The sequence below is a fragment of the Bacteroidota bacterium genome, assembly GCA_038746285.1.
GTDB lineage: Bacteria > Bacteroidota > Rhodothermia > Rhodothermales > JANQRZ01 > JANQRZ01.
This window is the reverse complement of record JBCDKT010000007.1, coordinates 54,036-75,756: the sequence shown is the minus strand read 5'-3', so window position 1 is coordinate 75,756 and position 21,721 is coordinate 54,036. Positions and strand designations below refer to the sequence as shown.

Genomic DNA, 21,721 nt, shown 5'->3' with positions numbered 1-21,721 from the left:
ACGACTGCGCCGCAAGGCAAGCCCGCCGCCGCGAACGGTCCGACGCCGGGGCAAAATGCACAAATCCGTGCCCCGGTGGTCTGCTCCCTACGCTCTCACGACCCGGGCGAACCGCCGCTTGCCGACTTTCAGCACGAGCGGTGCCCCTGCCAGGTCGATGTCGGCGAACGGGTCGGTGACCTTCTCGTCGTCGACTGAGACGGCGTTCTGCTGGACGAGCCGCCGGGCCTCGCCATTGGACTTGGCGAACCCCGCCTGCCGCATGAGGTCGATAATCCCAACCGTCTCACCATCGACCGCAACCTCCGGCATGTCGTCCGGGACGCCGCCCTGGATCACAGTCTTTTCGAAGTGACGCCGCGCCGCGTCGGCGGCACCGGCACCGTGGTACATCCGCACGACCGTGTGCGCGAGGTCGTGCTTGGCGTCGCGGGGGTTCTCGTCGGCGTACGTCTTCCAGCGGGGCAGATCGTCCGTCGGCACGTCGGTGGCGAGTTCGACCCAGCGGTAGATCAGCGCGTCAGGGATCGAGAGCGTCTTGCCGTACATCTCCTCCGGCGGCTCGGCGATGCCGACGTAGTTGTCGAGCGACTTCGACATCTTCTCGAGGCCGTCGGTGCCCTCCAGAATCGGCATGGTGAGGCAGACCTGGGGCTCCTGCCCGGCCGCGCTCTGGATGTCGCGCCCGACGAGGAGGTTGAAGGTCTGGTCGGTCCCGCCCAACTCTACGTCGGCCTCCAGCTCGACCGAGTCCTGGGCCTGGGCGAGCGGGTAGAGAAACTCGTGGACCGAGATCGGCTCGCCTTTCTTGTAGCGGTTCTCGAACTCGTCGCGCTCCAGCATCCGGGCGACGGTGTAGCCCGAGGCGAGGCGGATCACGTCGGCGAAGCTCATCTGGCCGAGCCAGTCGCCGTTGTAGCGGATCGTCGTCTTGTCCGGGTCTAAGATTTTCGAGGCCTGCTCGAAGTAGCTCTGCCCGTTCGCGCGCGTCTCCTCGAGCGTCAGCGCGGGCCGCGTCTTGGACTTCCCGCTCGGGTCGCCGATCATCCCGGTGAAGTCACCGACGATGAGGACGACGCGGTGGCCGAGGTCCTGGAACTGCCGCAGCTTGCGGAGCACGACGGCGTGGCCGAGGTGAAGGTCGGGCCGGCTCGGGTCGCAGCCGAGCTTGACGGTGAGCGGCGTGCCAGTGGCCTCGGCCCGCTTGAGCTTTTCGACGAGCGCGTCTTCGGGGATGATCTGCGCCGTGCCGCGCCGGATCTGGGCGAGTTGGTCGTCGAGGGGGGGGAAAAGCATGGGCGTCGCCCGTTTCTGGTTTGCCGTTTCTGGTTTCTGGTTTATCAGGACCGACCGTTGTGCTCAACCAGAAACTAGAAACGAGGAACTATAAACCCGTCCGTTCGAGGCGGCGCTTGGATTCGCGGTCGGCGATGTCGCGGCGCTTGTCGTGGAGCTTCTTGCCGCGCGCGAGGGCGATTTCGACCTTCGCCCAGCCGGCCTTGAAGTAGAGGCGGAGCGGGACGATCGTCAGGCCCTTCTGCTCGGTGCCCTTTCTGAATTTCTCGATCTCCTTCTTGTGGAGCAGCAGGCGGCGCGGGCGGGTCGGCTCGTGGTGAGCGTAGTGGCCGTAGGGTGCGATGTGGCAGTTGAAGAGCTGCATCCCGGCCTCGTCCACGGCGCAGAACGCTTCCTGCAAGTTGACCTTGCCCGCCCGCAGCGACTTCACCTCGGAGCCCTTCAGCTCGATCCCGGCCTCGACCCGGTCGAGGAGCTCGTACTCGTACCGCGCGCGTCGATTCGTGATGATGACCTTGACACCCTCGCTCATGCCTCTGCCTCGTCGTCCTCTACGGGGATCACGACAAACGGAATCTCGGGCACCGCGTCGAGAGCGCGGTGGTAGAACAGGTGGTTCACCCACTCGTCGAGACCGGCGTGGGCGAAGCCCGCGAGCGTGACACCTCCCATGCCGGGGTCGGTCCCCGCGCCGGCCGGTCCGTCGTGCCCGAAGGCGATGTCGCGGAGGTGCCGCGCCTCGTCCGGCGCGACCGTCCCGACCGGGGCCGCGAGGAGCGCCCACACGAACGGGCGCGTCGTGAGTTCGAACCACTCGCGCCCGAGGTCGAGCGCGACCCCATCGCTGCCCGCTTCGCCCACGCGGAGCACCGCGTCGAGGTCGGCCGGCTCCGGCGCGCTCGGGTCGAGCGGGACGAAGCTCGGCTGCGCGTCGTACAGCTCTTTCAGCACGACCTGCGCCAGCAGCGCCTCCTGCGCGTGCCGCGGGTCGATCCCGACGCGGCGGATGGCGTCGAGCCCGCTTCGTACGTCGAGCCGCACCGGGTCTGCCGCACCGCCGACGAGCGCCACGCCGGGGACGACGGAGAACGCATCGGGGTCGCGGAGCACGGAGAGCGTCGAGACGAAGGCGAGGTCGGCGTCGCCGGTGCGGAGCAGCCGCTCGGCGTCGCGGAGCGAGGCTGCCTGCCAGCCGGCTACGGCGCTGCGGCTGGCCCACGCCTCGGCGAGGGCACGAGCAGCGGGCACGTCGGGGGCGAGAAGCAGCATGACGATGCCGAGTCACGAGCGGCTGCTTGAAGCAGTCACCCGTAGCTCGTCACTTTCTTCCCTTTTCCTGGATGCGCGCCGCCTTGCCGCGGAGGCCGCGGAGGTAGTAGAGCTTGGCGCGGCGGACGCGGCCCTCGCGGACGCGCTCGATCTTCGCCAGCTTCGGCGAGTAGAGCGGGAAGACGCGCTCGACGCCGATGCCGCCGGAGACCTTGCGGACGGTGAAGGTCTTCGTGGAGCCGTGGCCGCCGCGCGCGATGACGACGCCCTGGAACTGCTGGACGCGCTCCTTGTCGCCTTCGATGACGCGGACGTGGACGTTGACCGTGTCGCCGGCCTTGAAGTCCGGGATGCCGTCGCGGAGCTGCGTCGCTTCGACGAGGTCCATCAGTTCGTGTGCCATGATCGTTGTGTGTTTCGGGTGGGAGCGTGCGAGCCGGCACGCGGGTTAGTCGGTGGTAGGGTCGAGCGAATCAGCGTCTGGCAGATCGGCGTCGAGGAGGTCGGGGCGGCGCGCCCGGGTCCGGGCGAGGCGCTGGGTCTCGCGCCACGCGTCGATGCGGCGGTGGTCGCCGGAGAGGAGCACGTCGGGGACGGCCTCGCCCCGGAACTCGGCCGGGCGCGTGTAGACCGGCGCGCCGAGGAGCCCGTCCTGGAACGAGTCCGAGAGCGCTGACTGCGCGTCGCCGAGCACGCCGGGCACGAGCCGCACGAGGGCGTCGACGAGGACAAGCGCCGGCAGTTCGCCGCCCGAGAGCACGTAGTCGCCGACCGAGACCTCGCGCGTCACGAGCGCGTCGCGGACCCGCTGGTCGATGCCTTTGTAGTGGCCCGCGATGAGCAGGAGGCGGGGCTTCAGCGACAGCTCGTTCGCCATCGGCTGGTCGAGGAGGTCGCCGTCGGGCGTGAGGAAGATGACCTCCTCGCGGCCGTCATCACCGTCCTCGCCCCACTCGGCCTGGATCTGCTCGATGCAGGCGAAGAGCGGACCGGGGGTGAGCACCATGCCGCCGCCGCCGCCGAACGGGTAGTCGTCGACCGTGCGGCTCTTGCCCTCGGCCCAGTCGCGGAGGTCGTGCACGCGGACGTCGACCAGCCCTTTGCGCTGGGCGCGCTGGAGGATAGAGTGCTCCAGCGGCCCGGCGACGAGGCCGGGGAGCGCGGTGACGATGTCGATTCGCATCAAAGAACAGGTTCGAGTGTCGAGTTACAAATGACGAGTGTCGAATGGCTTCAAAACTCGACACTCGTCATTCGACGTTCGTCACTCTAAAAGGCCTTCGGGCGGAGCGATCGTGATCTGCTCGGCGTCGAGGTCGATGGTGGTGACGATCTCGTCCACGTCCGGGACGAGGGCGTCGGGGCGGCCGTCGCGCTGAACGACGAGCAGCGGGTGCGCGGTGCCGTCGAGCACGTCGGTCACGGTACCGACCGCCTCGCCACCTTCAGTAACGACGGCGAGGCCGATGAGGTCGTGGAGGAACACCTCGCCCTCTTCCAGCGGCGGGAGATCGGCGGCGTCGGCGAAGACGCCCTGGCCGCGGAGCGCGTCGGCGGCGTCGCGGCCTGCGATGCCGTCGAAGCGCACGAGCGCGACCAGTCCGCGCTTCGTCGGCTGAAACCGGAGGGCTTCGACCGCGCGCGGCTGCGCCGTCTCCGGCGTCGCCCCGACGTAGACCTGCGCTAGCGCCGCGAGGCGCTCGGGGTCGTCCGTTTCGGGGATGACCTTGACCTCGCCCTGCACGCCGTGGGCGCGCCCGCAGGTGCCGACGAGGAGGAGGCTATCGGTGTTGGCGGAAGTCACGGGAGCGAGGCGACTAGTCAGCTTTCTTGTCTTCGGCCTCGGCTTCTGCATCGTCCGGGTCGCCCTCTTCGGCTGCGGCGGCAGTCTGCTCAGCCACTTCCTCGCCGGCTGTGTCGGCGACCTCTTCGGTCGTCTCGGCTTCGGCGGCGGGCTGCTCTTCGGCCGCGTCCGGGGCCTCGTCGGCAACGTCGTCGGCGCTCGTCTCGGCCGCTGCGTCTTCCGCCTCGGCAGCGGGCTCCTCAGCTTCCTCGGAAGAAACTTCTTCCGCAGCCGGTTCTTCCGTGGCGGGCGCTTCGGCGGCTTCCGGCTCGGCGGTTTCTTCTTGGGCCTCGTTCTCGGTCACTTCCTCGACGGCGTTCTCGGCGGAGGCCGTGGCAGCTTCCTGGGCCTCGCTGTCGGCAGTTTCCTCGGGCGTGTCAGACTGCGCCTGCTCGGTCTCGGCTTCGAGGGCTTCCTGGCGCGCCTCTTCGGCCTTCTTGCGGGCTTCGGCTTCGGCGTCGGCCTTCTGCTTGGCGAGTTCGGCCTCGCGGGCGGCGCGCTCTTCGGCGAGGCGCTTAGCCTCGGCGGCGGCGGCAGTGCGTTCGGCTTCGAGCGCTTCAGCGCGGCGGTCGGCGGCGGTCGTCTTGACCGGGCCTTCCTTCTCGCCGCGACGGGCGCGGAACTCCGCGAGGGCTTGCTCGATCTCGTCGGCGGGCTTGCCCTTGCGGAGCAGGTGCAGCTGGAGCATCAGGCCCTGGTCCGAGAGGAGGTTGCGGACCGTGTGGCTCGGCTGCGCGCCCTGCTGGAGCCAGTAGAGGATGCGGTCCTCCTTGAGCGTGACCTGGGCGGGCTCGTCGATGGGCCGGTAGCGGCCGAGGTCCTCGATGAACCGGCCGTCGCGCGGGCTGCGGGCGTCGGCGGCGACGAGGGCGAAGATGGGGCGCTTCTTCCGGCCGAGCCGGCGCAGGCGGAGTTTGACTGCCATGTTGGGTGTTTCTGGTTTGGAGTTTCTAGTTTCTAGTTTTTCCGTTTCCCGTCGGCGGCTCGGTCCCCAACGAGGAACCAGAAACGAGGGACGAGAAACAGGCGAAGCCTATCGTCGTCCGCCGAGCATCTGGCCGAGGTCGGCCACGCGGCCCTTCGAGGCCATCTTGCTCATCGTCTTCATCATCTTCTTCATCTCGCGGAACTGCTTGAGGAGCTGGTTGACGTCCTGCACCTGGACGCCGGCACCGCGGGCGATGCGCTGGCGGCGGCTGCCGTTGATGAGGTTCGGCTTCTCGCGCTCCTCCTGGGTCATGCTCTGGATCATGGCCTCGATGTGGACGAACGCGTCGTCCTCCACGTCGACGTCCTTGATCTGCTTGCCGATGCCGGGGATCATGCCGAGGAGGTCCTTGACCGACCCCATGTTCTTGATCCGCTGGAGCTGCTGGTAGAAGTCGTCGAGGTTGAAGTCCTGGCTGCGGATCTTCTTCTGCAGCTTCTCGGCCTCGGCCTCGTCGAACTCGGCCTGCGCCTTCTCGACGAACGACACGATGTCGCCCATGCCGAGGATGCGCTGGGCCATGCGCTCGGGGTAGAACTCGGCGAGCGCGTCGAGCTTCTCGCCCATCGAGGCGAACTTGATCGGCTTCTCGACGACCGTGCGGATCGAGAGCGCCGCGCCGCCGCGCGTGTCGCCGTCGAGCTTGGTCAGCACGATGCCGTCCACGTCGAGGCGGTCGTTGAACGCCTTCGCGGTGTTGACCGCGTCTTGCCCGGTCATCGAATCGACGACGAAGAGCACCTCGTCCGGCTCGGTGGCGGTCTTAATGTCGACCACCTCCTGCATCATCTGCTCGTCGACGTGAAGCCGCCCGGCGGTGTCGATGATGACGGTGTCGCGGCCTGTCCGTCGCGCCTCGGCGACGGCTTCGCGGGCCACCTTGACCGCGTCCGAGAGCGGGACGCCGTCCTCGCCGCGGAGCGCAAAGACGGGGACGTTGATGTCGCGGGCGAGGGTTTCGAGCTGGTCCACGGCCGCCGGGCGGTACACGTCGGCGGCGGCGAGGAGCGGGCTGCGGCCTTTGCCCTTGAGGTGGCGCGCGAGCTTGGCGCTGAACGTGGTCTTGCCCGAGCCCTGGAGGCCGGCGACGAGGATCACCTGCGGCGGGCGCTTCGGCTGGTTGAGGTCGACGTGGACGTCGCCGAGGAGGAAGACGAGCTCGTCGTAGAGGATCTTGACGAACTGCTGGCCTGGGGAGACGGCAGTGAGGACGGCCTCGCTCGTGGCCTGCTCCTTCACCTTGTTCGTGAAGTCGCGGGCGACCTGGTAGTTGACGTCGGCGTCGAGGAGCGCGCGGCGGACCTCGCGCATCGTCTCGGCGATGTTGAGCTCGTTGATCTTGCCCTGGCCCTTGACGTTTTTGAGGGCCGCGTCGAGCTTGTCGGACAGGCTGTCGAACATGGTGCGCAGTGGGGAGAGAGTGGAGTGCAGACCGCAGGCGGTTCGTCGGCGAACCTGGACCGAAGCGGTCCTGCGGTGCCGGGGGCGGAGCCGTCGGGCACGGCCGTACCCCGCAGCGGGTTCCGGACTGGGCAGCGCCCAAGATACGGACGCGCCCGCTTCTCGCCGTGCAGACGCGGCGAAGAAAGAGCACTCTCTTATCCTCTGATTTCCTCCTTATCCTCTGCTTTCCTCGCCTCGCTCCGAAAACTGCCCCCCTCCGAGGCTGGCAGGGACAGGCTTTCACGAAGGGGGCCGGGCGCTTTCGGCCAGCGCGCCGCTGTCGGGACGCCGGGGCCTGAAGCAGCCGCCTCTAGCGACCCCACCTTCGGGGTTAGGGCGTTGTCGAGACCGGACACCTCACCGTCGTCCGCTAGGCCGCCACTTTGCCGAGAGGGAGGTCCAGCGTGACCAGGGTGCCCTGACCGGGGACCGAGACCACGTTCAGGTGACCGCCGACGAGCGCCAGGCGCTCGCGGAGGCTCGGCAGCCCGAGCGTGGCCTCACTCTCTCCGCGCTGCCCCGGGTCGAACCCGACGCCCTCGTCCCGCACCACGACGCGGACGCGCTCCCCCACCCGCGACGCGGCGATGAGCACCCCGTCCGTCTCGGCGTGCTTGACGACGTTGAGCAGCAGTTCGCGGAGCGCCTGGTAGAGCAGCTCGCGGAGGCCCTCGCCCGGGAGCGTGAGGTCCGGGGTCACCCGGACCCAGACCTTCAGGTCGTAGTACTCGCGGGCGTGGTCGGCGAGCCAGTCGAGCAGGTCGTCGAGACGGTCGTTGTGGAGAAACGGCGGGCTCAGCTCATGCGACAGGGTGCGCGTCTTCTCGATGGCCTCGTCGAGGATAGCTCCGAGCCGGCCGGCGTCGCTGCCGGTGGCCGTCGCGAGCTGAGCCCCGACGAGGAGCTGCTGGAGGTCGTCGTGGAGGACGTGGGCGATGCGGCGGCGCTCCTGCTGCTCGGCGAGCGTGAGCGCGCGGGCAAGCGTCCGCACCTGCTCCGTCTGCGCCTCAACGCGGGCTTCGAGCGTCCCGTTGAGGTCGGCGAGGGCGCGCTCGGCCTCCTTGCGCTCGGTGATGTCGAAGTTGACGCCGAGCATGCGGACGGGCCGGCCGGCGGCGTCGCGGGCGACGTGGCCGCGGGCGGCGAGCCAGCGCATCGTCCCGTCGGGCCGGAGGACGCGGAACTCGTTGACGTAGGAGCCTCCGGCGTCGAGCGCCTCCTGCACGGCGCGGTGGACCCGTTCCCGGTCCTCGGGATGAACGAGGCGCTCCCACACCTGGGCCGGGGGGACGCCCGCCTCAGCAGGCAGCCCCACGAGGTCGAAGACGCCGTCGGACCACGAGACTACCCCCGTGGCCACGTCGAGGTCCCAGGTGCCGATTCCCGCAGCGTCCTGGGCGTGGCGGAGGCGCTCCTCGTTCTCGCGCAGCAGCGCCTCAGTGCGCGTGCGCTCCGTGATGTCGGTGAAGAGGATGCCGACGCGGTGGCTCCCGGGCTCGCAGACCCGGAACGCCTCGATCTCGAAGACGCGGTTCATGTCGGCCACCTCGCCGACGTGGCGCTCGGTGACGCCCGTGTCGGCGACGCGACCGTAGCGCTCGATCCAGTGCGCCTCCAGGTCGGGGACGAAGGACCGGGCCGTCCTGCCGATGGGGTCCACGAGGCCGCTCTGCTCTTCGAAGGCCGCGTTCGTCTCCAGGAACCGGTAGTCGCAGGGTGCACCGTCCTCGTCGTAGAGTACCTCGATGACGCAGAACCCCTGGTGGATCGAGTCGCTGAGCGCGTGGTAGAACTGCTCGCCCGGCCGCTGCGCTGCTGCGACCTCGGCGGCGAGCTGAGCGGGACGCGCTGTGAACCTGCCGAGGAAGGACGAACCTGGGAAACGCCTAGTCATCGTCTACGCGGGGTTGAGGCGGCACATATTTTCGCCTGCAATGTTATAGTACGCTTTTCCCTGGACTATAACAAGGGGTTTCCCCCATAAACCTCTACCTTTTTTCCCTAATGCGTCTGGTGTTACGTTCCTCCCCAGCCGTCAGCCTCTTTGTTTTTTGCCACTTGCCTTTTCCGCTATGCCAGACGCCACGCTCGACCCGTGGTGGGACTTCGCCCTTGACGCCGGCGACAATCCTCACCTCACCGACGAGACCGGCAGGCCTGTCGTCAACCCGCCGGACGCGGACGGGCGGCTCGGGCTGGACTACAGCTCGTACCTCGGGCTGGACCTGCTGCTGAGTGCTCAGGTCCCGGCCTCCCGCGTACCGGACGAGCGCGTGTTCGTCATCATTCACCAGGTCTTCGAGTTGGTCTTCAAGCAGATGGCCTTCGACCTCGCGGTCGCTGCGCGGACGTGCGAGGCGCTCGCGGCACTGGACGAGGCCGAGGCGCTCGGCCTGGCGACCGAGCCGCTCCCGGACGAGCGCGGGCCGAGTGCGTTCTGGCGCCCCGGCCTGACGGCCGCCGCCCGCCTTCGCCACAGCGCCCGCGTGGTGCTTCCGGCGGTGATGTCGCTCGTCGGGCACGGGACCGATGGGGACGTGCTCTTCTCGACGCTGGAGTACCAGCGCTTCCGGGACCTCCTCACCCCGGCCAGCGGGTTCCAGACGGCCCAGCTCCGGCTCATCCAGCGCGCGCTCGGCAAAGGCCCGCTCCTCGACGTGCCGGTCTTCCCGGGAGCGACCTATGGGGCGAACTACACCGGTGCGCCCTGCGGGCACGTCGCCCTCGGCGACCCGCTCGTGCTGCGCTCCGGCCACCCCCGCGCCTTCCCCGACGACGACCACCCGGCGCACCTCGTCACCCGGCTCGACGCCCTCGCCCACGCCGTCCTCGCCCGCCTCGCCTCCGAGGCAGATGGCCTGCCCGCACCGCCCACGGTGCGCCGGATTCTGGAGGAAGACCTCGACCGCTCCGCCGCCCGCGTCCGGGCCACGCTCGGCAAAGCGCCCGACGCCGACGCGGTCGCCGAACGCTTCCGGCGCGACCTCGCCGCCGTGGCCGAGCGGGAGAACGCGCGGCGCGGCGGTCTCGTCGACGCTCGGCTGGGGGCGCACGCGCTCCACGTCCGTCACCCGCGCACTTGCCTCGCCTTCGTCCTCGACCGGCTGGCTTCGGCCGATGCGGCACTCCACGACCCTGGAGCAGAGAGCTTCCTGACGGCTCACCGCAAAGCGGTCCGGCGGCACGTCGCGGGCGAGGGCGGCACCGGCGGCGGCGGGATGCCCTACCTGGTCACGAGCCAGCGCTTCCTGCTCCCGCTCTTCCCCGCCCTCGTCGCCTACGCCGACCTCGGCGCTGCCGGCACGGCCGAGGCCCCGGACCGGTGGTGAAGCCACCTACCCGGCTGCGTCCCGCGCCCGGAGCGCATCGGTGGTCTCGACCGCGTGGCGGAGGTGCGGGATGACGATGCTTCCGCCGACGACGAGTGCGACGTTGAGCGCGTCGTCGAGCTCGTCGTCCGTGAACCCGGCCTCGACGCACTGCGTCAAGTGGTAGTCGATGCAGTCGTTGCAGCGGAGCACGGCCGAGGCGACGAGGCCGAGGAGTTCTTTGGTCTTCGCGGGGAGCGCGCCGTCGCGGTAGGCGGCGCTGTCGAGGTTGAAGAAGCGCTTGATGCCGAGGTGGGCCTTCTCATCGAGGATGCGGGCGTTCATCCGGGTGCGGTAGGCGTCGAAGGCGGCGAGGCGCTCGGCGGCGGGGGTGTCGTGCGGCATGGCAGTTGGTGTATGCTTTGGTGAGAGCAGGGAAGCTACTGCCTTCTCTGAACACGTCACAATCGCTGTAGGGGCGTAGCATGCTACGCCCCTACGACGCCGGGATGCACTGCTCCGTCCGTCGCCCGCCCCGAATCTGAATGAGGGGGCTATCTCCTCGCTCCGACACCCTCTGTCTTCGCTCGTCAATATGGCAGACCTCAGGCTCCACGCCGAGAAAGCTGCCCTCCGCGCCCGATTCCGCGACGCCCGACTCGCGCTCACCGACGCCGAGGCCGCCGCCCACAGCACCGCCATCTGCGAGCGTATCGCCGCGCTGCCAGAGGTCAAGGCCGCCGGGACGGTCCACGTCTACTGGCCGGTCACGGCGCGGCGCGAGGTGGACACGCGCCCACTCGTCCGGCGGCTCCACGGCGCAGGCACGCGCGTCGTCCTCCCAGTCGTCGCGGACTTCGACGGGGCACCCCGCCTCCGGCACGTCCGGTTCGAGGGCGAGGACCGGATGCAGACGAACCACTGGGGCATCGCCGAGCCGGTCGGCACGGCTGACGCCGACCCCAGCGACCTCGACGTGGTCATCGTCCCCGCCTTCGGAGCCGGGCGGGGCGGACACCGCATCGGCCACGGGCGCGGGTTCTACGACGCATTTCTCGCGGGCCTCGCTGCCGTCACCGTCGGCGCGGTCTACGCCGCCTGCCTGGTCGATGCCGTCCCCGCCGAGGCGCACGACGTGGCGCTGGGCATCGTCGTGACCGAGCGAGAAGTGGTGCGGGTGGGGACGGGGGAAAGAGAGCGTGGAGAGCAGGGAGGGTGAGGAGGGCTGTCTAGCCTCGCCGTCGGCGCGCTGTTCTCAGCCTGAGTTGCCCTCCCTTCCCTCCTCTCCTTCCATTCCCTCCACGCCAAATCAATCAGCGTGCAAAGCACACCTCAACCTCACGCTTCTTCCAGCGCAGCGCCCTGGGCGATGACCTCCTCCTGGACGTGGCGTGGCATCGCGTCGTAGCGGTCGAACTCGGCGTGGTGCAGGCCGCGACCCTGGGTCATCGAGCGGAGGCTCGTCGAGTAGCGGTAGAGCTCGGCCTCGGGGACCTGGGCGATGACTTTCTGGAACGGCCCCTCGGCCTCCATCCCCTGGACGCGGGCGCGCCGCGTGTTGAGGTCGCCGAGCACGTCGCCCATGTGGTCCTCCGGGACGAGGACTTCGAGGTTGTAGACCGGCTCCAGGATCACCGCTTTGGCCTCGCGGAAGGCGTCGCGGAAGCAGTAGCGCGCGGCCGTCTTGAACGCGTTCTCGTTCGAGTCCACGGCGTGCATCCCGCCGTCGTAGACCACCACGCGGACGTCGCCGACGGGGTAGCCCGCGACGGGCCCCTCGCGGAGCGCATCGTTGATCCCCTTCTGGATCGCCCCGAAGAACCGGCGCATGTCGATCACGCCGCCGACGATCCCGTCGATGTACTCGATCGTCGAGCCCCACTCGGTCGTGACGTGCTCGACGTTGCGGACCTTGATGTCGTCCGGGGGTTGGAACTCGCCGTTCAGAGGCTCGACCAGGAGCGAGATGTCGGCGAACTGGCCGGCCCCGCCCGTCTGCTTCTTGTGGCGGTACGAGGCGCGGGCGCGGCCCTGGACGGTCTCGCGGTAGGCCACCTTCGGGCGGTCGAACTCGACCTCGACGCCGAAGCGGTTCTTGAGGCGGTACCGCGCCACGTCGAGGTGCTGCTCGCCCTGGCCGGCGAGCGTCATCTGGCCGAGCGAGGCGTCGTGCTCGATGTGGAGCGCGGGGTCCTCCTTGTGGAGCTGGTTGAGGCCCTGCGCGAGCTTGTCCTCGTCGCCGCTCTTGGTCGTGCGGATGGCGACGCGCATCCGGGGCTCGGGAAACGTGATGGGCGTGCGGACGGCGTTCGAGCCCTTGCGCCGGAGCGTGTGGTTGGTCGCCGTGCCGCGGAGCTTGACGGCCGCTCCGAGGTCGCCCGCGACGAGCTTGGTGACCGAGTCGCGCTCGTGCCCGTTGATGACGAAGAGCTGGCCGAGGCGCTCGGACGCGCCGGTCTGGGCGTTCTCGAGGTCGATGTTGGGCTCGAGCGTCCCGGAGTGGACCCGGAAGAAGGAGTACTCGCCGACATGCTGCTCGGCCATCGTGCGGTAGACGAACGCGATGGGCTCGGCGGCGGGGTCGTAGCTGGCTTCGCCCTCGTCCATCTGGGCCGGCGGCATCATCGGCGGGGCCGGGCAGACGTTGTCGATGAAGCCCATCAGGCGGCTCACGCCGACGTTCTCCTTCGAGATCGTGAGGAAGATCGGGAAGAGGTCGCGCTTGATCATAGCCTCGCGGAGACCCTGGCGCATCTCGTCCTCGGTCAGCTCACCCTTCTCGAAGTAGAGCTCCATCAGCGCCTCGTCGTTCTCGGCGATGTTCTCGACGAGTTCGTTGTGGAGCCGCTGCGCCTCGTCGCGGAAGGCGTCGTCGATCTCGCTCTCGGTCGCCTTGCCCTTGTCGTCGAAGGTGAGCTGCTTCATCAGGAGCACGTCGATGACCGAGCGCGTCCCTGCGCCGCCGGGGAGCTGGACGACCGTCGCGGCGCGCCCGAAGCGCTCGTGCATCTGGCGCACGATCTCGCCGAAGTCGGCGTTGTCCTGGTCGAGCTTGTTGATGACGAACATCGACGGCGTGCCGGTCTGCTCACAGTAGCGCCACGACTGCTCGGTGCCGACCTGGACGCCCTCGGCGGCGTCGAGCACGAAGATCGCCGTGTCGGCCACTTTGAGCGCCGTCACGACCTCGCCGACGAAGTCGAGGTAGCCGGGCGTGTCGAGGATGTTGATCTTGTGGCCCTTCCACTCGGCGTGGAGCAGGCTCGTGAAGATGGACATTTCGCGCTCGTGCTCGCTCGGGTGGTAGTCCGAGACGGTGTTCTGCTCCTCGACGGTGCCCATGCGCTGGACCGCGCCGGAGGCGTAGAGCATGGCTTCGGCGAGCGAGGTCTTCCCGCTGCCCTGGTGCCCGACGAGGGCGACGTTGCGGACGTGGTCGGCATCATAGACTTTCATGGGAATCGAGGGGTTGGTGACAGGGGGTGAAGTCCGCACGGGGCGAAAGGGGGACGGTAAGATATCGTGAGGCGGGCGGGAATGGAAGAGCTTCCGGGAGTGGAGGAAGGAAAGTGTGGAGGATCGGACGAGCGGAGGATCGGACGAGGTCTTGGATTCGTCGTCACGCTATCTTCCCTGCTTCCGCTCTTCTCCGCTTCCGCCCGTGCCCCTCCTCGCCCTCGAAACCGCCACCGACGTGTGCAGCGTCGCCCTCGTGGACGGCGACGCCCGCGTCACCGGCCTAGCCGAGACGCTGGAGCCGCGCTCGCACGCTGCCCGCCTCGTCCCGCTCATCCAGGAGCTTCTCGCCGAGCACGGCTTCGCCCCGTCGGACCTCGACGCTGTCGCCGTGTCGGCGGGGCCGGGGTCGTACACCGGATTGCGGATCGGCGCGAGCACGGCGAAGGGGCTGGCGTGGGTGACGGGGGCCGACCTCGTCGCCGTGCCGTCGCTGGAGGCGCTGGCGTTCGGCGCGCTCGGCCGCATCGCCGAGGGCGACCTGCTCGTCGCCGCCTTCCGGTCGCGCCGGGGCGAGGTCTACGCCGCCGCCTTCGGACGCAGTGGGGACAGCCTGTCTACCCTCGTCCCCGCCGAGGCTGTGCTGCTGGACGCCCTCGCCGCCTGGCTGCCCGGCACCGAGGGCACGCGCTGGGTCGCAGGCGAGGCCGGCGCGCTCGCAGCCGAGGCGCTGCCCACCGAGACGCGGGTGCTGGACCCGGCCGCCGTTCGCCCGTCCGCAGCCCTCGTCGGCGTGCTCGGCGTGCGCCGCCTGGCAGCGGGGCAGACGGAAGACGTGGCGGCGTTCGAGCCGGACTACCTCAAAGCCTTCGTCGCCAAGCGCGGAAGCTCTATCTTTGACCGGCTGCCGAAGTGACCGAACACGCGCCCCGCCGTGGGCGTTGGTCTCTCCCCTCCCCGCCTTCCTCCCTCGCCATGTCCTGGTTTCAGCGCAAGACCGCCGGCATCAAAACCACCCGCACCGAGCAGAACGAGACGCCGGAGGGCTACTGGCGCAAGGACCCCAACACGGGCGAGATGGTCAGCCTCCGGGTCCTCGAGGAGAACCACATGGTGACCGACTCCGGCCACCACTTCCCGCTCAGCGGCCTCGGCTACTGCCGGATGCTCTTCGACGACGGCCAGTTCACCCGCTTCGACGACGACCTCGTCTCGACCAACCCGCTCGGCTTCCACGACCGCAAGCCGTACGACCTGCGGATCGACGCGGCGCAGGAGAAGACCGGCCTCAACGACGCGGCCGTCGCCGCCCTCGGAACCGTCGGCGGGCACACCCTGTCGCTGGCGGCGATGGACTTCTCGTTCATCGGCGGCTCGATGGGGTCGGTCGTGGGCGAGATCGTGACGCGGGCGATCCGGCGGGCGGTCGAGGAGCGCGCCGCGCTGATGATCATCTCGCAGAGCGGCGGGGCGCGCATGATGGAGGGCGCGCTCTCGCTCATGCAGATGGCGAAGACGAGCGCCAACCTCGCCGTCCTCGACGAGCACGGGCTGCCCTACATCTCGCTGATGACCTACCCGACGACCGGCGGCGTCACGGCCTCGTTTGCCATGCTAGGCGACTTCAACATCGCCGAGCCGGGCGCGCTGATCGGCTTCGCCGGGCCGCGCGTGATCCGCGAGACGATTGGCCGCGACTTGCCAAAGGGCTTCCAGAGCGCCGAGTTCCTCCTCAAGCAGGGCTTCCTCGACGACATCGTCCCGCGCCCCAAGCTGCGCCGCTCACTGGTGCACATGCTGAACCTGCTCTTCGAGAACAAGGAAGCGGTGCCTGCACTGCCGAACCCGGCGGCCATCGAGACGGCGCTGTGAACAAGCGCTCCCTCTCCCTCCGCCGCCGAAGCGACCAGCAGTCCAACGACGACCTCGCGGGGAAGACACCGGCCGAGCTCATCGGCATGGTGTGGCCGCTTACCGAGGCTGCCTGGGCCTTTAAGAGCGCCGCCGAAGGAGGCGGCACCGAACCCGATGCTCAACGCCGACTACCGCGACATGTTGTCCGCCTTCGCCGACGCGGGGGTTGAGTATCTGCTCGTCGGGGCCTACGCCCTCGCGGCGCACGGACAGCCGCGCGCCACGGGCGACATCGACCTGTGGGTCCGACCGTCTCCGGAGAATGCTGACCGCGTGCTCCGGGCGCTGCGAGCGTTCGGGGCTCCACTCTCGGACGTCCGCCGCGAGGACTTCGCGCAGCCTGACATCGTGTTTCAACTCGGCGTCTCTCCACGCCGCATCGATGTTCTGACGGTGATTGACGGCGTCGGGTTCGAAGAAGCCTGGGCGGACCGACTCGAGTTGGTCTTGGACGGCATTGCGCTACCCGTCATTAGCCGGAAGCACCTGATTCAGAATAAGCAGGCCGTTGGCCGCTTACAGGACTTGGCCGACATCGAGCGCCTGCAAGGTGGTAGCAGCACGTAGCCCCTCGACGGCCTTCGTCCCATTTGCAACGAGGGCGAGCCTGATGGCATCTTCTAGGGCTGCCTTGCCCGCGGGTGGGCGTATGCTTGCGCTCCGTATTCCCCTCTGATCTCCATGTATTCCCCTCTGATCTCCATGCCGCCCACGCTTCCCGTTCAGACTGCCACGCCGAGCCGGTCTCGGCTGCTCGTGATTTTCGCCGTGTGGAACGGCGTGTGGCTCGTCTCGGCGGCACTGCACCTCTTTGCCTTTGCTCTCGACCAGGCTCCGCTGGCCTGGAGCCGGATGGGCTGGAACCTCGTGATCCTCAACCTGTGGGCCTGCGCCACGCCGGGCATCATCTGGGTCGTCCAGCGCTACCCGGTCGGCGGGCGGAGGGCGGTGCCGCACGCGCTCGTCCACCTCGGGGCGGCTCTCGCGGTGAGCCTGTTCACGACGGTCGCCTACTTCGCGCTGCGCGGCACTTTCGAGGCCCTCGCGGGCAACCCGTACGACGTGGTCGAGGAGTTCACGTCGCTCCAGGTGGGGACGCTCTTCTACGACTTTATCTTCTACACGGCCGTGGCGGCGGTGCTACACGCGCTGACCTTCCGGCGGCAGTCGCAGGAGCGCGAACTGCGGGCGGCGCAGCTAGAAAGCCAACTCGCGCAGGCGCAGGTGCAGGCGCTCCGCATGCAGCTCAACCCGCACTTCCTCTTCAACACGCTCCACGCGATCTCGTCGCTGATGGACGACGACGTGAAGCGCTCCCGGCGCATGCTCGTCGACCTCTCGGACCTCCTCCGGCTCTCGCTCGACTCGGTCGGGCAGCAGGAGGTGACGCTAGAGCAAGAGCTGGCGTTTCTGGAGCGCTACCTCCAGATCGAGCGCGTCCGCTTCGGCGACCGGCTGACGGTCGAGATGGACGTGGACGAGGCCACGCTCGACGCGCTCGTGCCGAACCTCATCCTCCAGCCCCTCGTCGAGAACGCGCTCAAGCACGCCGTCGCCCCCTTCGCCGGGCCGAGCCGCATCGCCATCCGCGCCCGGCGCGAGGGCGACACCGTCCGGCTGACCGTCTCCGACGACGGGCCGGGGTTGCCAACCCCTTCGGGCGACGGAGCCCCCACGTCCGGCAGCGGCGGCCTCGGGCTCCGCAACACGCGCGAGCGGCTGGCCCGGCTCTACGGCGAGCGCCACCGGCTCGTGCTCCGCAGCCGCCCGGGCGAGGGCCTGTCGGTCGACCTCACGCTCCCCTTCCTCACGACGCCGACCTTCGTGCCCCATGCCTGAGCCGGTCGCCCCGCTGGACCGCCCGCTCCGCGTCCTGATCGTGGACGACGAGCCCCCGGCGCGTAAGCGCCTCGCCCGGCTACTCAAAGGGCAGGACGGGTTCGAGACGGCCGGCGAGTGCGCCAACGGCCGGGAAGCGCTCGACGCCATCGGGGCCGAGCAGCCGGACCTCGTCCTGCTCGACGTGCAGATGCCGGAGTTGAGCGGTCTCGAAGTCCTCGAAGCGCTCGACCCCGAGACGATGCCGGTCGTGGTGTTCGTGACGGCCTACGACCAGCACGCGCTCCGCGCCTTCGAACTGCACGCGGTCGACTACCTCCTCAAGCCGTTCGACGACGAGCGGTTCGAGGTCGCCATTGGGCGGGCGAAGGCGCGGATCGAGCGTGGGCACCTCGCGGGCCTCAGCCGGCGGCTGCTAACCCTGCTGCGCTCCGTCGAGGGCGGCCCCGGCGAGCCGGACGAACTCGTCGAGCCGTCCGCTCCGGCCCAGGCCCCGACGGACCGCCTCGCCATCCGCTCCGGCGACCGGCTGCTGATCGTGAAGGTCGAGCAGATCGACTGGATCGAAGGCGCGGGGGTCTACGCCAAGCTGCACGTCGGCCCGAAGACGCACCTCATCCGCGAGACGCTCACGAACCTCGCCGAGCAGCTCGACCCCGAGCGCTTCGTCCGCATCCACCGCTCGACGATCGTCAACCGCGACCGGGTGCGCGAGCTGCGGAGCTACTTCCACGGCGAGTACATCGTGATCCTGGAGGACGCCACGCAGCTCAAGCTGAGCCGCACCTACCGCGACAGCCTCGACCAGATCGCGGGCAGGCTCGGCTAAGGGCTTACGGTTCTTCCCCCACGCCTTCGAGCGCGCGCCGGTAGAGCCGGTCGCCGATCCAAAGCGATTCCCGCCGGAGCCGGTCGAGCACGGGGCGCAGACGGTCGATGCGGCCTTCCTTCCGGGCGCGGACGAGCAGGCCGAGCGTGCCCGTCACACGTAGTCCGACCAAGCCCGCGCGCTTCCGGGCTTGCGTCTCGTCCAGCAGCAGCAGGCCGGCCCCAACCTCGACAGCGAGTGCGATGCCTTCGGCCTCACCGTCGTCGAGTTCTCCTCCGAGCAGCCGGAGCAGCGGACCGTCTTTCGGTGGCTGAACCTGGATCCAGCCGTCCTCCGGTGCTTTTTTGACCTCGGCTTCTCCTGGGCGGCCCTGTCCTTCTTCCACGGCTTCGCGCCACACAGCGGTCGGGGTCAGGAGTTAGCCGAAGAACGTCTTCAGCAGGTGAAAAAGGCCGGCGCGGGTGAGGTGAACGAGCGGTGATGTGTCGCTGACCACGACCTCGCGTAAGGCAGACTCTGGCACAGCTTACTCTCCCGCCTCACCGAGACCGTAGGCAAGGTCGTCCTCGAGGTCGTCGTCGGTGTAGGCGCGGGGGACGTGACGCTCGGCGAGGAGGTCGTCGAAGTCTCGCCTCGCCATGCCGGCCAGCCGCCGCGCCTTTCCGAGCGGAAGAACCTGGCGGGCGTAGAGCGCGAGCGCCAGTTCCGTCCTGAGCTCCTGCTCGGCCTGCGCGGGCGGCAGCCGGAGCGCGGCCGCCACGTCGTCGGGGATTTTCAGCACGAGCGCGCTCATGGCAACGTTGATGGAGTTCGACGCAGTCGCACGCAAGATAGCACAGGCTCGGGTGAGCGCCCCGCGCCGACCGGCCCGCGCAGCGCCCCGGCCCGTTCGTTTCAGCGCCCGGCGGATTCGTCACAACCGGGCATCCGGGCTCGAAATCACTCCGTAGTCTTTCCATGCGCCTCTCGCCGAGGGGCCGGCCCGGACGGGGAGCTGAGCAGGACTCCTCGACGCGCCGTCCTCGGCAGGGGCGTTTTCTGTTGCCCTCGCCTGCGGCGGCAGGTGCACTGACATGGTCTAGCGGTGCTTCGAAGCGTTCGTAGCTTGCCTGCTCCCCGCCTGCCCCAGGTCTGCCATGGAAACCTCGACGCGCCCGTTCCCCTTCGCTACGGCGTTCAGCCTGAACCGGCTGGTCGCGTTCTGGGAAGCCGCCGAAGACGGCCCCCTCGCACCGCTCGCCGCGCTCATTCGGGAGCGCCTTGCCGGTGCGCCGGACCTCCACGCGCCGGACCTCGACCCGGACGCGCTGCACGCGCACGGCGACCTCGTGGACCTGATGCTGAGCGCGGTTTTCCCTCGCGCCCAGTGGGACGAGAGCGTCGCCGCCTTGCTGCCTCCTTTCGGAACCGGGATGGTCTACGCCACGCCGACGTCCGAGCGGCTCGGCCTCTTCGGCGCGGCCACGCTCCACGAGCAGATGGACCTCGACCCGCGCGGCTTCGAGCTCGGCCGGACGATGATGGCCTACTACCTCGTGCTGGAGCGCTGCTACGGCATCACGGTGCCGTACGACTTCCCGCTCCTGCTCAACCTAAGCGACGCAGGCACAGAACTGGAGCGCCACTTCAAGCTGCTGATCGACACCCAGTTCGTCTGGGTCGAGACGCGCGGCGCGCGGCCGCCTCTGGGCGAGACCGACCTCGCCCGCCTCGTAGCCTCGCCCACGGACCGGGCGCTGTGGGAGCAGATGCTCCCGCCCGAGCGCTTCGCGCTGCACGGCTTCACGATCGCCACCGCACTCGACGTGACCGACGAGCAGGTGCTCTCGGCACTCCGCGACGACCTCCTCGAAAAAGCAGCGATGACGTCGGAGGCGAGCGTGGTGAGACTGGAGCGCCGGCTGCGCTCGCTCCTGCGCTCGCCCGACCTGCGCTTCGGGCTTATCTGCCTCGAAGACGGCGACGACCTCGGCGAGACGCAGCGCGTCCGGGCCATCGGGCGGAGCCTGCTGCTCTCGTCCGGCGCGGCCCCCGTCTGCCCGAGGCGGGGCGAGTCCGTCTACGCCCAGGCGCTCGGCAGCGGGTGCCCGGTGGTCGTCAGCGACCTCGCCGCGCACGAGCCGCAGACGGGCTACGAGGACCACCTGCTCGCCGAGGGGTTCGGGAGCCTCCTCGTCGCCCCGCTCCGCGTCGGCGAGCGGACGGTGGGGCTCTTGGAGCTAGCCGCGCCGCAGCCGGGGGCGCTCAACGCCTTCAACACGATGAAGATCGAGGAGGTGGCCAGCGTGTTCGCCACGGCGCTCCAGCGGAGCCTCGACGAGCGCGAAGACCACATCCAGGCCGTCATCAAATCGCAGTGCACCGCCATCCACCCAGTCGTCGAGTGGCGCTTCCGCGAGGCCGCGTTGCGCTACATCGAGGCCACGCCGGGTGCCGCGCCAGGCGAGCGGCGGCAGCTAGAGCCCATCGTCTTCCCCGGCGTCCTCCCGCTCTACGGTGCCTCCGACATCCGCGACTCCTCGACCCACCGCAACGCCGCGATTGCCGCCGACCTCGCCGAGCAGCTCAGTCTCGCCTTCGCGGTCGTCGTCGAGGCCTCGGCGCACCGGTCGCTGCCGGGCCTCGACGAACTCGGCTTTCGGCTCCAGTGCACGATCGACGAGGTCGGGGCCGGGCTCCGCACCGAGCACGAGGCCCACGTCGCTGAGTTTCTGCGGCGCGACGTGGAGAGCCTCTTCGACCACCTCGCACCCTACGGGGCCGGCGTCCGCGACCGCGTGGCGGCCTACCGGGCCGCGCTCGACCCGACACTTGGGATGCGCTACGAGGCGCGGCGGCACTACGAGGAGTCCGTCACGAAGATCAACGAGACGATTGCCTGCCACCTCGAGCGGCAGGACGACTACGCGCAGCGCCTCGTCCCGCACTACTTCGAGAATTACAAGACCGACGGCGTCGAGCACAACCTCTACGTCGGCGACGCCCTCCTCGAAGACCGCACCGTCGACCCGCTCGCCGTCCGCAACCTCCGCCTCTGGCAGCTCATGGCGACGTGCTCGACCGCCTGGGCGCTCGACCGCATCGCGCCCGACCTCCCGATGCCGCTCCAGGTGGCGCACCTCGTCCTCGTCCAGACGACCCCGCTCGCCATCCGCTTCCGCTACGACGAGAAGCAGTTCGACGTGGACGGGGCGTACAACACGCGCTATGAGATCGTCAAGAAGCGGATCGACAAGGCGTGCGTGGCCGGGACCGAGGAGCGGCTGACACAGCCGGGGCACCTCGCGATCGCGTTCACGCCTGGGCGCGCGGCGCAGGAGTACCAGACCTACCTCGACTACCTCCGCGCGGCCGGCTACCTCGGCGCGCCGGTCGAAGAGGTCGCCCTCGAGCCGATGCCCGGCGTCCACGGCCTCCGCGCCTTCCGCGTCCCGGTTGCCCCGCAGCCGCCGGGGATGGAGCTCGACGTGACGCCGGAGCGCGCGCGGGCCGCGGCGCTGGAAGCGAGCTGAGCGGAATCGGAACGGGCAGTGGCG

General features: G+C 69.3%; 21 protein-coding genes. 8 read left to right on the top strand and 13 right to left on the bottom strand.

Annotated features, from left to right (window positions below):
* Positions 1–87: 87 nt before the first annotated feature.
* The 9 genes from tyrS to AAGI91_03930 form a co-directional block, all read right to left on the bottom strand.
* A complete protein-coding gene (gene tyrS / locus AAGI91_03970) occupies positions 88–1,296 on the bottom strand; it encodes a tyrosine--tRNA ligase (GenBank protein MEM1041766.1) in 1,209 nt (402 codons plus the stop codon).
* A gap of 88 nt (positions 1,297–1,384) precedes the next feature.
* Complete coding sequence (gene smpB, locus AAGI91_03965; protein ID MEM1041765.1) at positions 1,385–1,828, bottom strand: SsrA-binding protein SmpB; 444 nt, start codon at positions 1,826–1,828, stop codon at positions 1,385–1,387.
* The gene (locus AAGI91_03960) at positions 1,825–2,565 is read right to left on the bottom strand and encodes an MqnA/MqnD/SBP family protein (GenBank protein MEM1041764.1); all 741 of its coding nucleotides are present in this window, start codon (positions 2,563–2,565) and stop codon (positions 1,825–1,827) included. The genes smpB and AAGI91_03960 overlap by 4 nt, the downstream gene beginning before the upstream one ends.
* A gap of 49 nt (positions 2,566–2,614) precedes the next feature.
* Positions 2,615–2,968 (bottom strand): 50S ribosomal protein L19, encoded by a 354-nt coding sequence (gene rplS, locus AAGI91_03955; protein MEM1041763.1) that lies wholly within the window; start codon positions 2,966–2,968, stop codon positions 2,615–2,617.
* 45 nt (positions 2,969–3,013) lie between these two features.
* A complete protein-coding gene (trmD, locus tag AAGI91_03950; GenBank protein ID MEM1041762.1) occupies positions 3,014–3,748 on the bottom strand; it encodes a tRNA (guanosine(37)-N1)-methyltransferase TrmD in 735 nt (244 codons plus the stop codon).
* Between the two features lie 81 nt (positions 3,749–3,829).
* Entirely contained in the window at positions 3,830–4,369 is a 540-nt protein-coding gene (rimM, locus tag AAGI91_03945; GenBank protein MEM1041761.1) for a ribosome maturation factor RimM, read from the bottom strand.
* A 13-nt stretch (positions 4,370–4,382) separates the two neighbouring features.
* Positions 4,383–5,333, bottom strand: a complete 951-nt coding sequence (gene rpsP, locus AAGI91_03940; protein MEM1041760.1) for a 30S ribosomal protein S16 — start codon at positions 5,331–5,333, stop codon at positions 4,383–4,385.
* 108 nt (positions 5,334–5,441) lie between these two features.
* Entirely contained in the window at positions 5,442–6,797 is a 1,356-nt protein-coding gene (ffh, locus tag AAGI91_03935; protein ID MEM1041759.1) for a signal recognition particle protein, read from the bottom strand.
* 412 nt (positions 6,798–7,209) lie between these two features.
* Positions 7,210–8,733 (bottom strand): PAS domain-containing protein, encoded by a 1,524-nt coding sequence (locus AAGI91_03930; protein MEM1041758.1) that lies wholly within the window; start codon positions 8,731–8,733, stop codon positions 7,210–7,212.
* A gap of 178 nt (positions 8,734–8,911) precedes the next feature.
* Between AAGI91_03930 and AAGI91_03925 the strand changes: the two genes are divergently transcribed.
* Complete coding sequence (locus tag AAGI91_03925; GenBank protein MEM1041757.1) at positions 8,912–10,168, top strand: tryptophan 2,3-dioxygenase family protein; 1,257 nt, start codon at positions 8,912–8,914, stop codon at positions 10,166–10,168.
* A gap of 6 nt (positions 10,169–10,174) precedes the next feature.
* Here the strand turns inward: AAGI91_03925 and AAGI91_03920 are convergent, their stop codons facing one another.
* The gene (locus AAGI91_03920; GenBank protein ID MEM1041756.1) at positions 10,175–10,552 is read right to left on the bottom strand and encodes a carboxymuconolactone decarboxylase family protein; all 378 of its coding nucleotides are present in this window, start codon (positions 10,550–10,552) and stop codon (positions 10,175–10,177) included.
* A gap of 190 nt (positions 10,553–10,742) precedes the next feature.
* Here AAGI91_03920 and AAGI91_03915 point away from each other — a divergent pair, with 190 nt between their 5' ends.
* The gene (locus tag AAGI91_03915; protein ID MEM1041755.1) at positions 10,743–11,366 is read left to right on the top strand and encodes a 5-formyltetrahydrofolate cyclo-ligase; all 624 of its coding nucleotides are present in this window, start codon (positions 10,743–10,745) and stop codon (positions 11,364–11,366) included.
* Between the two features lie 119 nt (positions 11,367–11,485).
* Here the strand turns inward: AAGI91_03915 and AAGI91_03910 are convergent, their stop codons facing one another.
* Positions 11,486–13,603, bottom strand: coding sequence for an elongation factor G (locus AAGI91_03910; GenBank protein MEM1041754.1), 2,118 nt, complete (start codon positions 13,601–13,603; stop codon positions 11,486–11,488).
* Between the two features lie 205 nt (positions 13,604–13,808).
* Between AAGI91_03910 and tsaB the strand changes: the two genes are divergently transcribed.
* The 5 genes from tsaB (at position 13,809) to AAGI91_03885 (ending at position 18,185) form a co-directional block, all read left to right on the top strand.
* A complete protein-coding gene (gene tsaB, locus AAGI91_03905; GenBank protein ID MEM1041753.1) occupies positions 13,809–14,519 on the top strand; it encodes a tRNA (adenosine(37)-N6)-threonylcarbamoyltransferase complex dimerization subunit type 1 TsaB in 711 nt (236 codons plus the stop codon).
* Positions 14,520–14,578: 59 nt separating this feature from the next.
* Positions 14,579–15,475: an acetyl-CoA carboxylase, carboxyltransferase subunit beta gene (accD, locus tag AAGI91_03900; protein ID MEM1041752.1), complete on the top strand. Its 897-nt coding sequence runs from the start codon at positions 14,579–14,581 to the stop codon at positions 15,473–15,475.
* Positions 15,476–15,631: 156 nt separating this feature from the next.
* Positions 15,632–16,084 carry a hypothetical protein gene (locus AAGI91_03895; protein MEM1041751.1) on the top strand — a complete coding sequence of 151 codons (453 nt, stop codon included), beginning with the start codon at positions 15,632–15,634 and terminating at the stop codon, positions 16,082–16,084.
* Between the two features lie 135 nt (positions 16,085–16,219).
* Complete coding sequence (locus AAGI91_03890) at positions 16,220–17,356, top strand: histidine kinase (GenBank protein MEM1041750.1); 1,137 nt, start codon at positions 16,220–16,222, stop codon at positions 17,354–17,356.
* Positions 17,349–18,185 (top strand): LytTR family DNA-binding domain-containing protein, encoded by an 837-nt coding sequence (locus tag AAGI91_03885; GenBank protein MEM1041749.1) that lies wholly within the window; start codon positions 17,349–17,351, stop codon positions 18,183–18,185. Before AAGI91_03890 ends, AAGI91_03885 begins: the two co-directional genes overlap by 8 nt.
* Positions 18,186–18,189: 4 nt before the next feature.
* Here the strand turns inward: AAGI91_03885 and AAGI91_03880 are convergent, their stop codons facing one another.
* Positions 18,190–18,585 carry a DUF3368 domain-containing protein gene (locus AAGI91_03880; GenBank protein MEM1041748.1) on the bottom strand — a complete coding sequence of 132 codons (396 nt, stop codon included), beginning with the start codon at positions 18,583–18,585 and terminating at the stop codon, positions 18,190–18,192.
* 126 nt (positions 18,586–18,711) lie between these two features.
* Positions 18,712–19,014, bottom strand: coding sequence for a UPF0175 family protein (locus tag AAGI91_03875; protein ID MEM1041747.1), 303 nt, complete (start codon positions 19,012–19,014; stop codon positions 18,712–18,714).
* A gap of 307 nt (positions 19,015–19,321) precedes the next feature.
* On the opposite strand from AAGI91_03875, the gene AAGI91_03870 reads away from it, so the two are divergent.
* Complete coding sequence (locus AAGI91_03870) at positions 19,322–21,697, top strand: GAF domain-containing protein (GenBank protein MEM1041746.1); 2,376 nt, start codon at positions 19,322–19,324, stop codon at positions 21,695–21,697.
* The last annotated feature ends 24 nt before the right edge of the window (positions 21,698–21,721 follow it).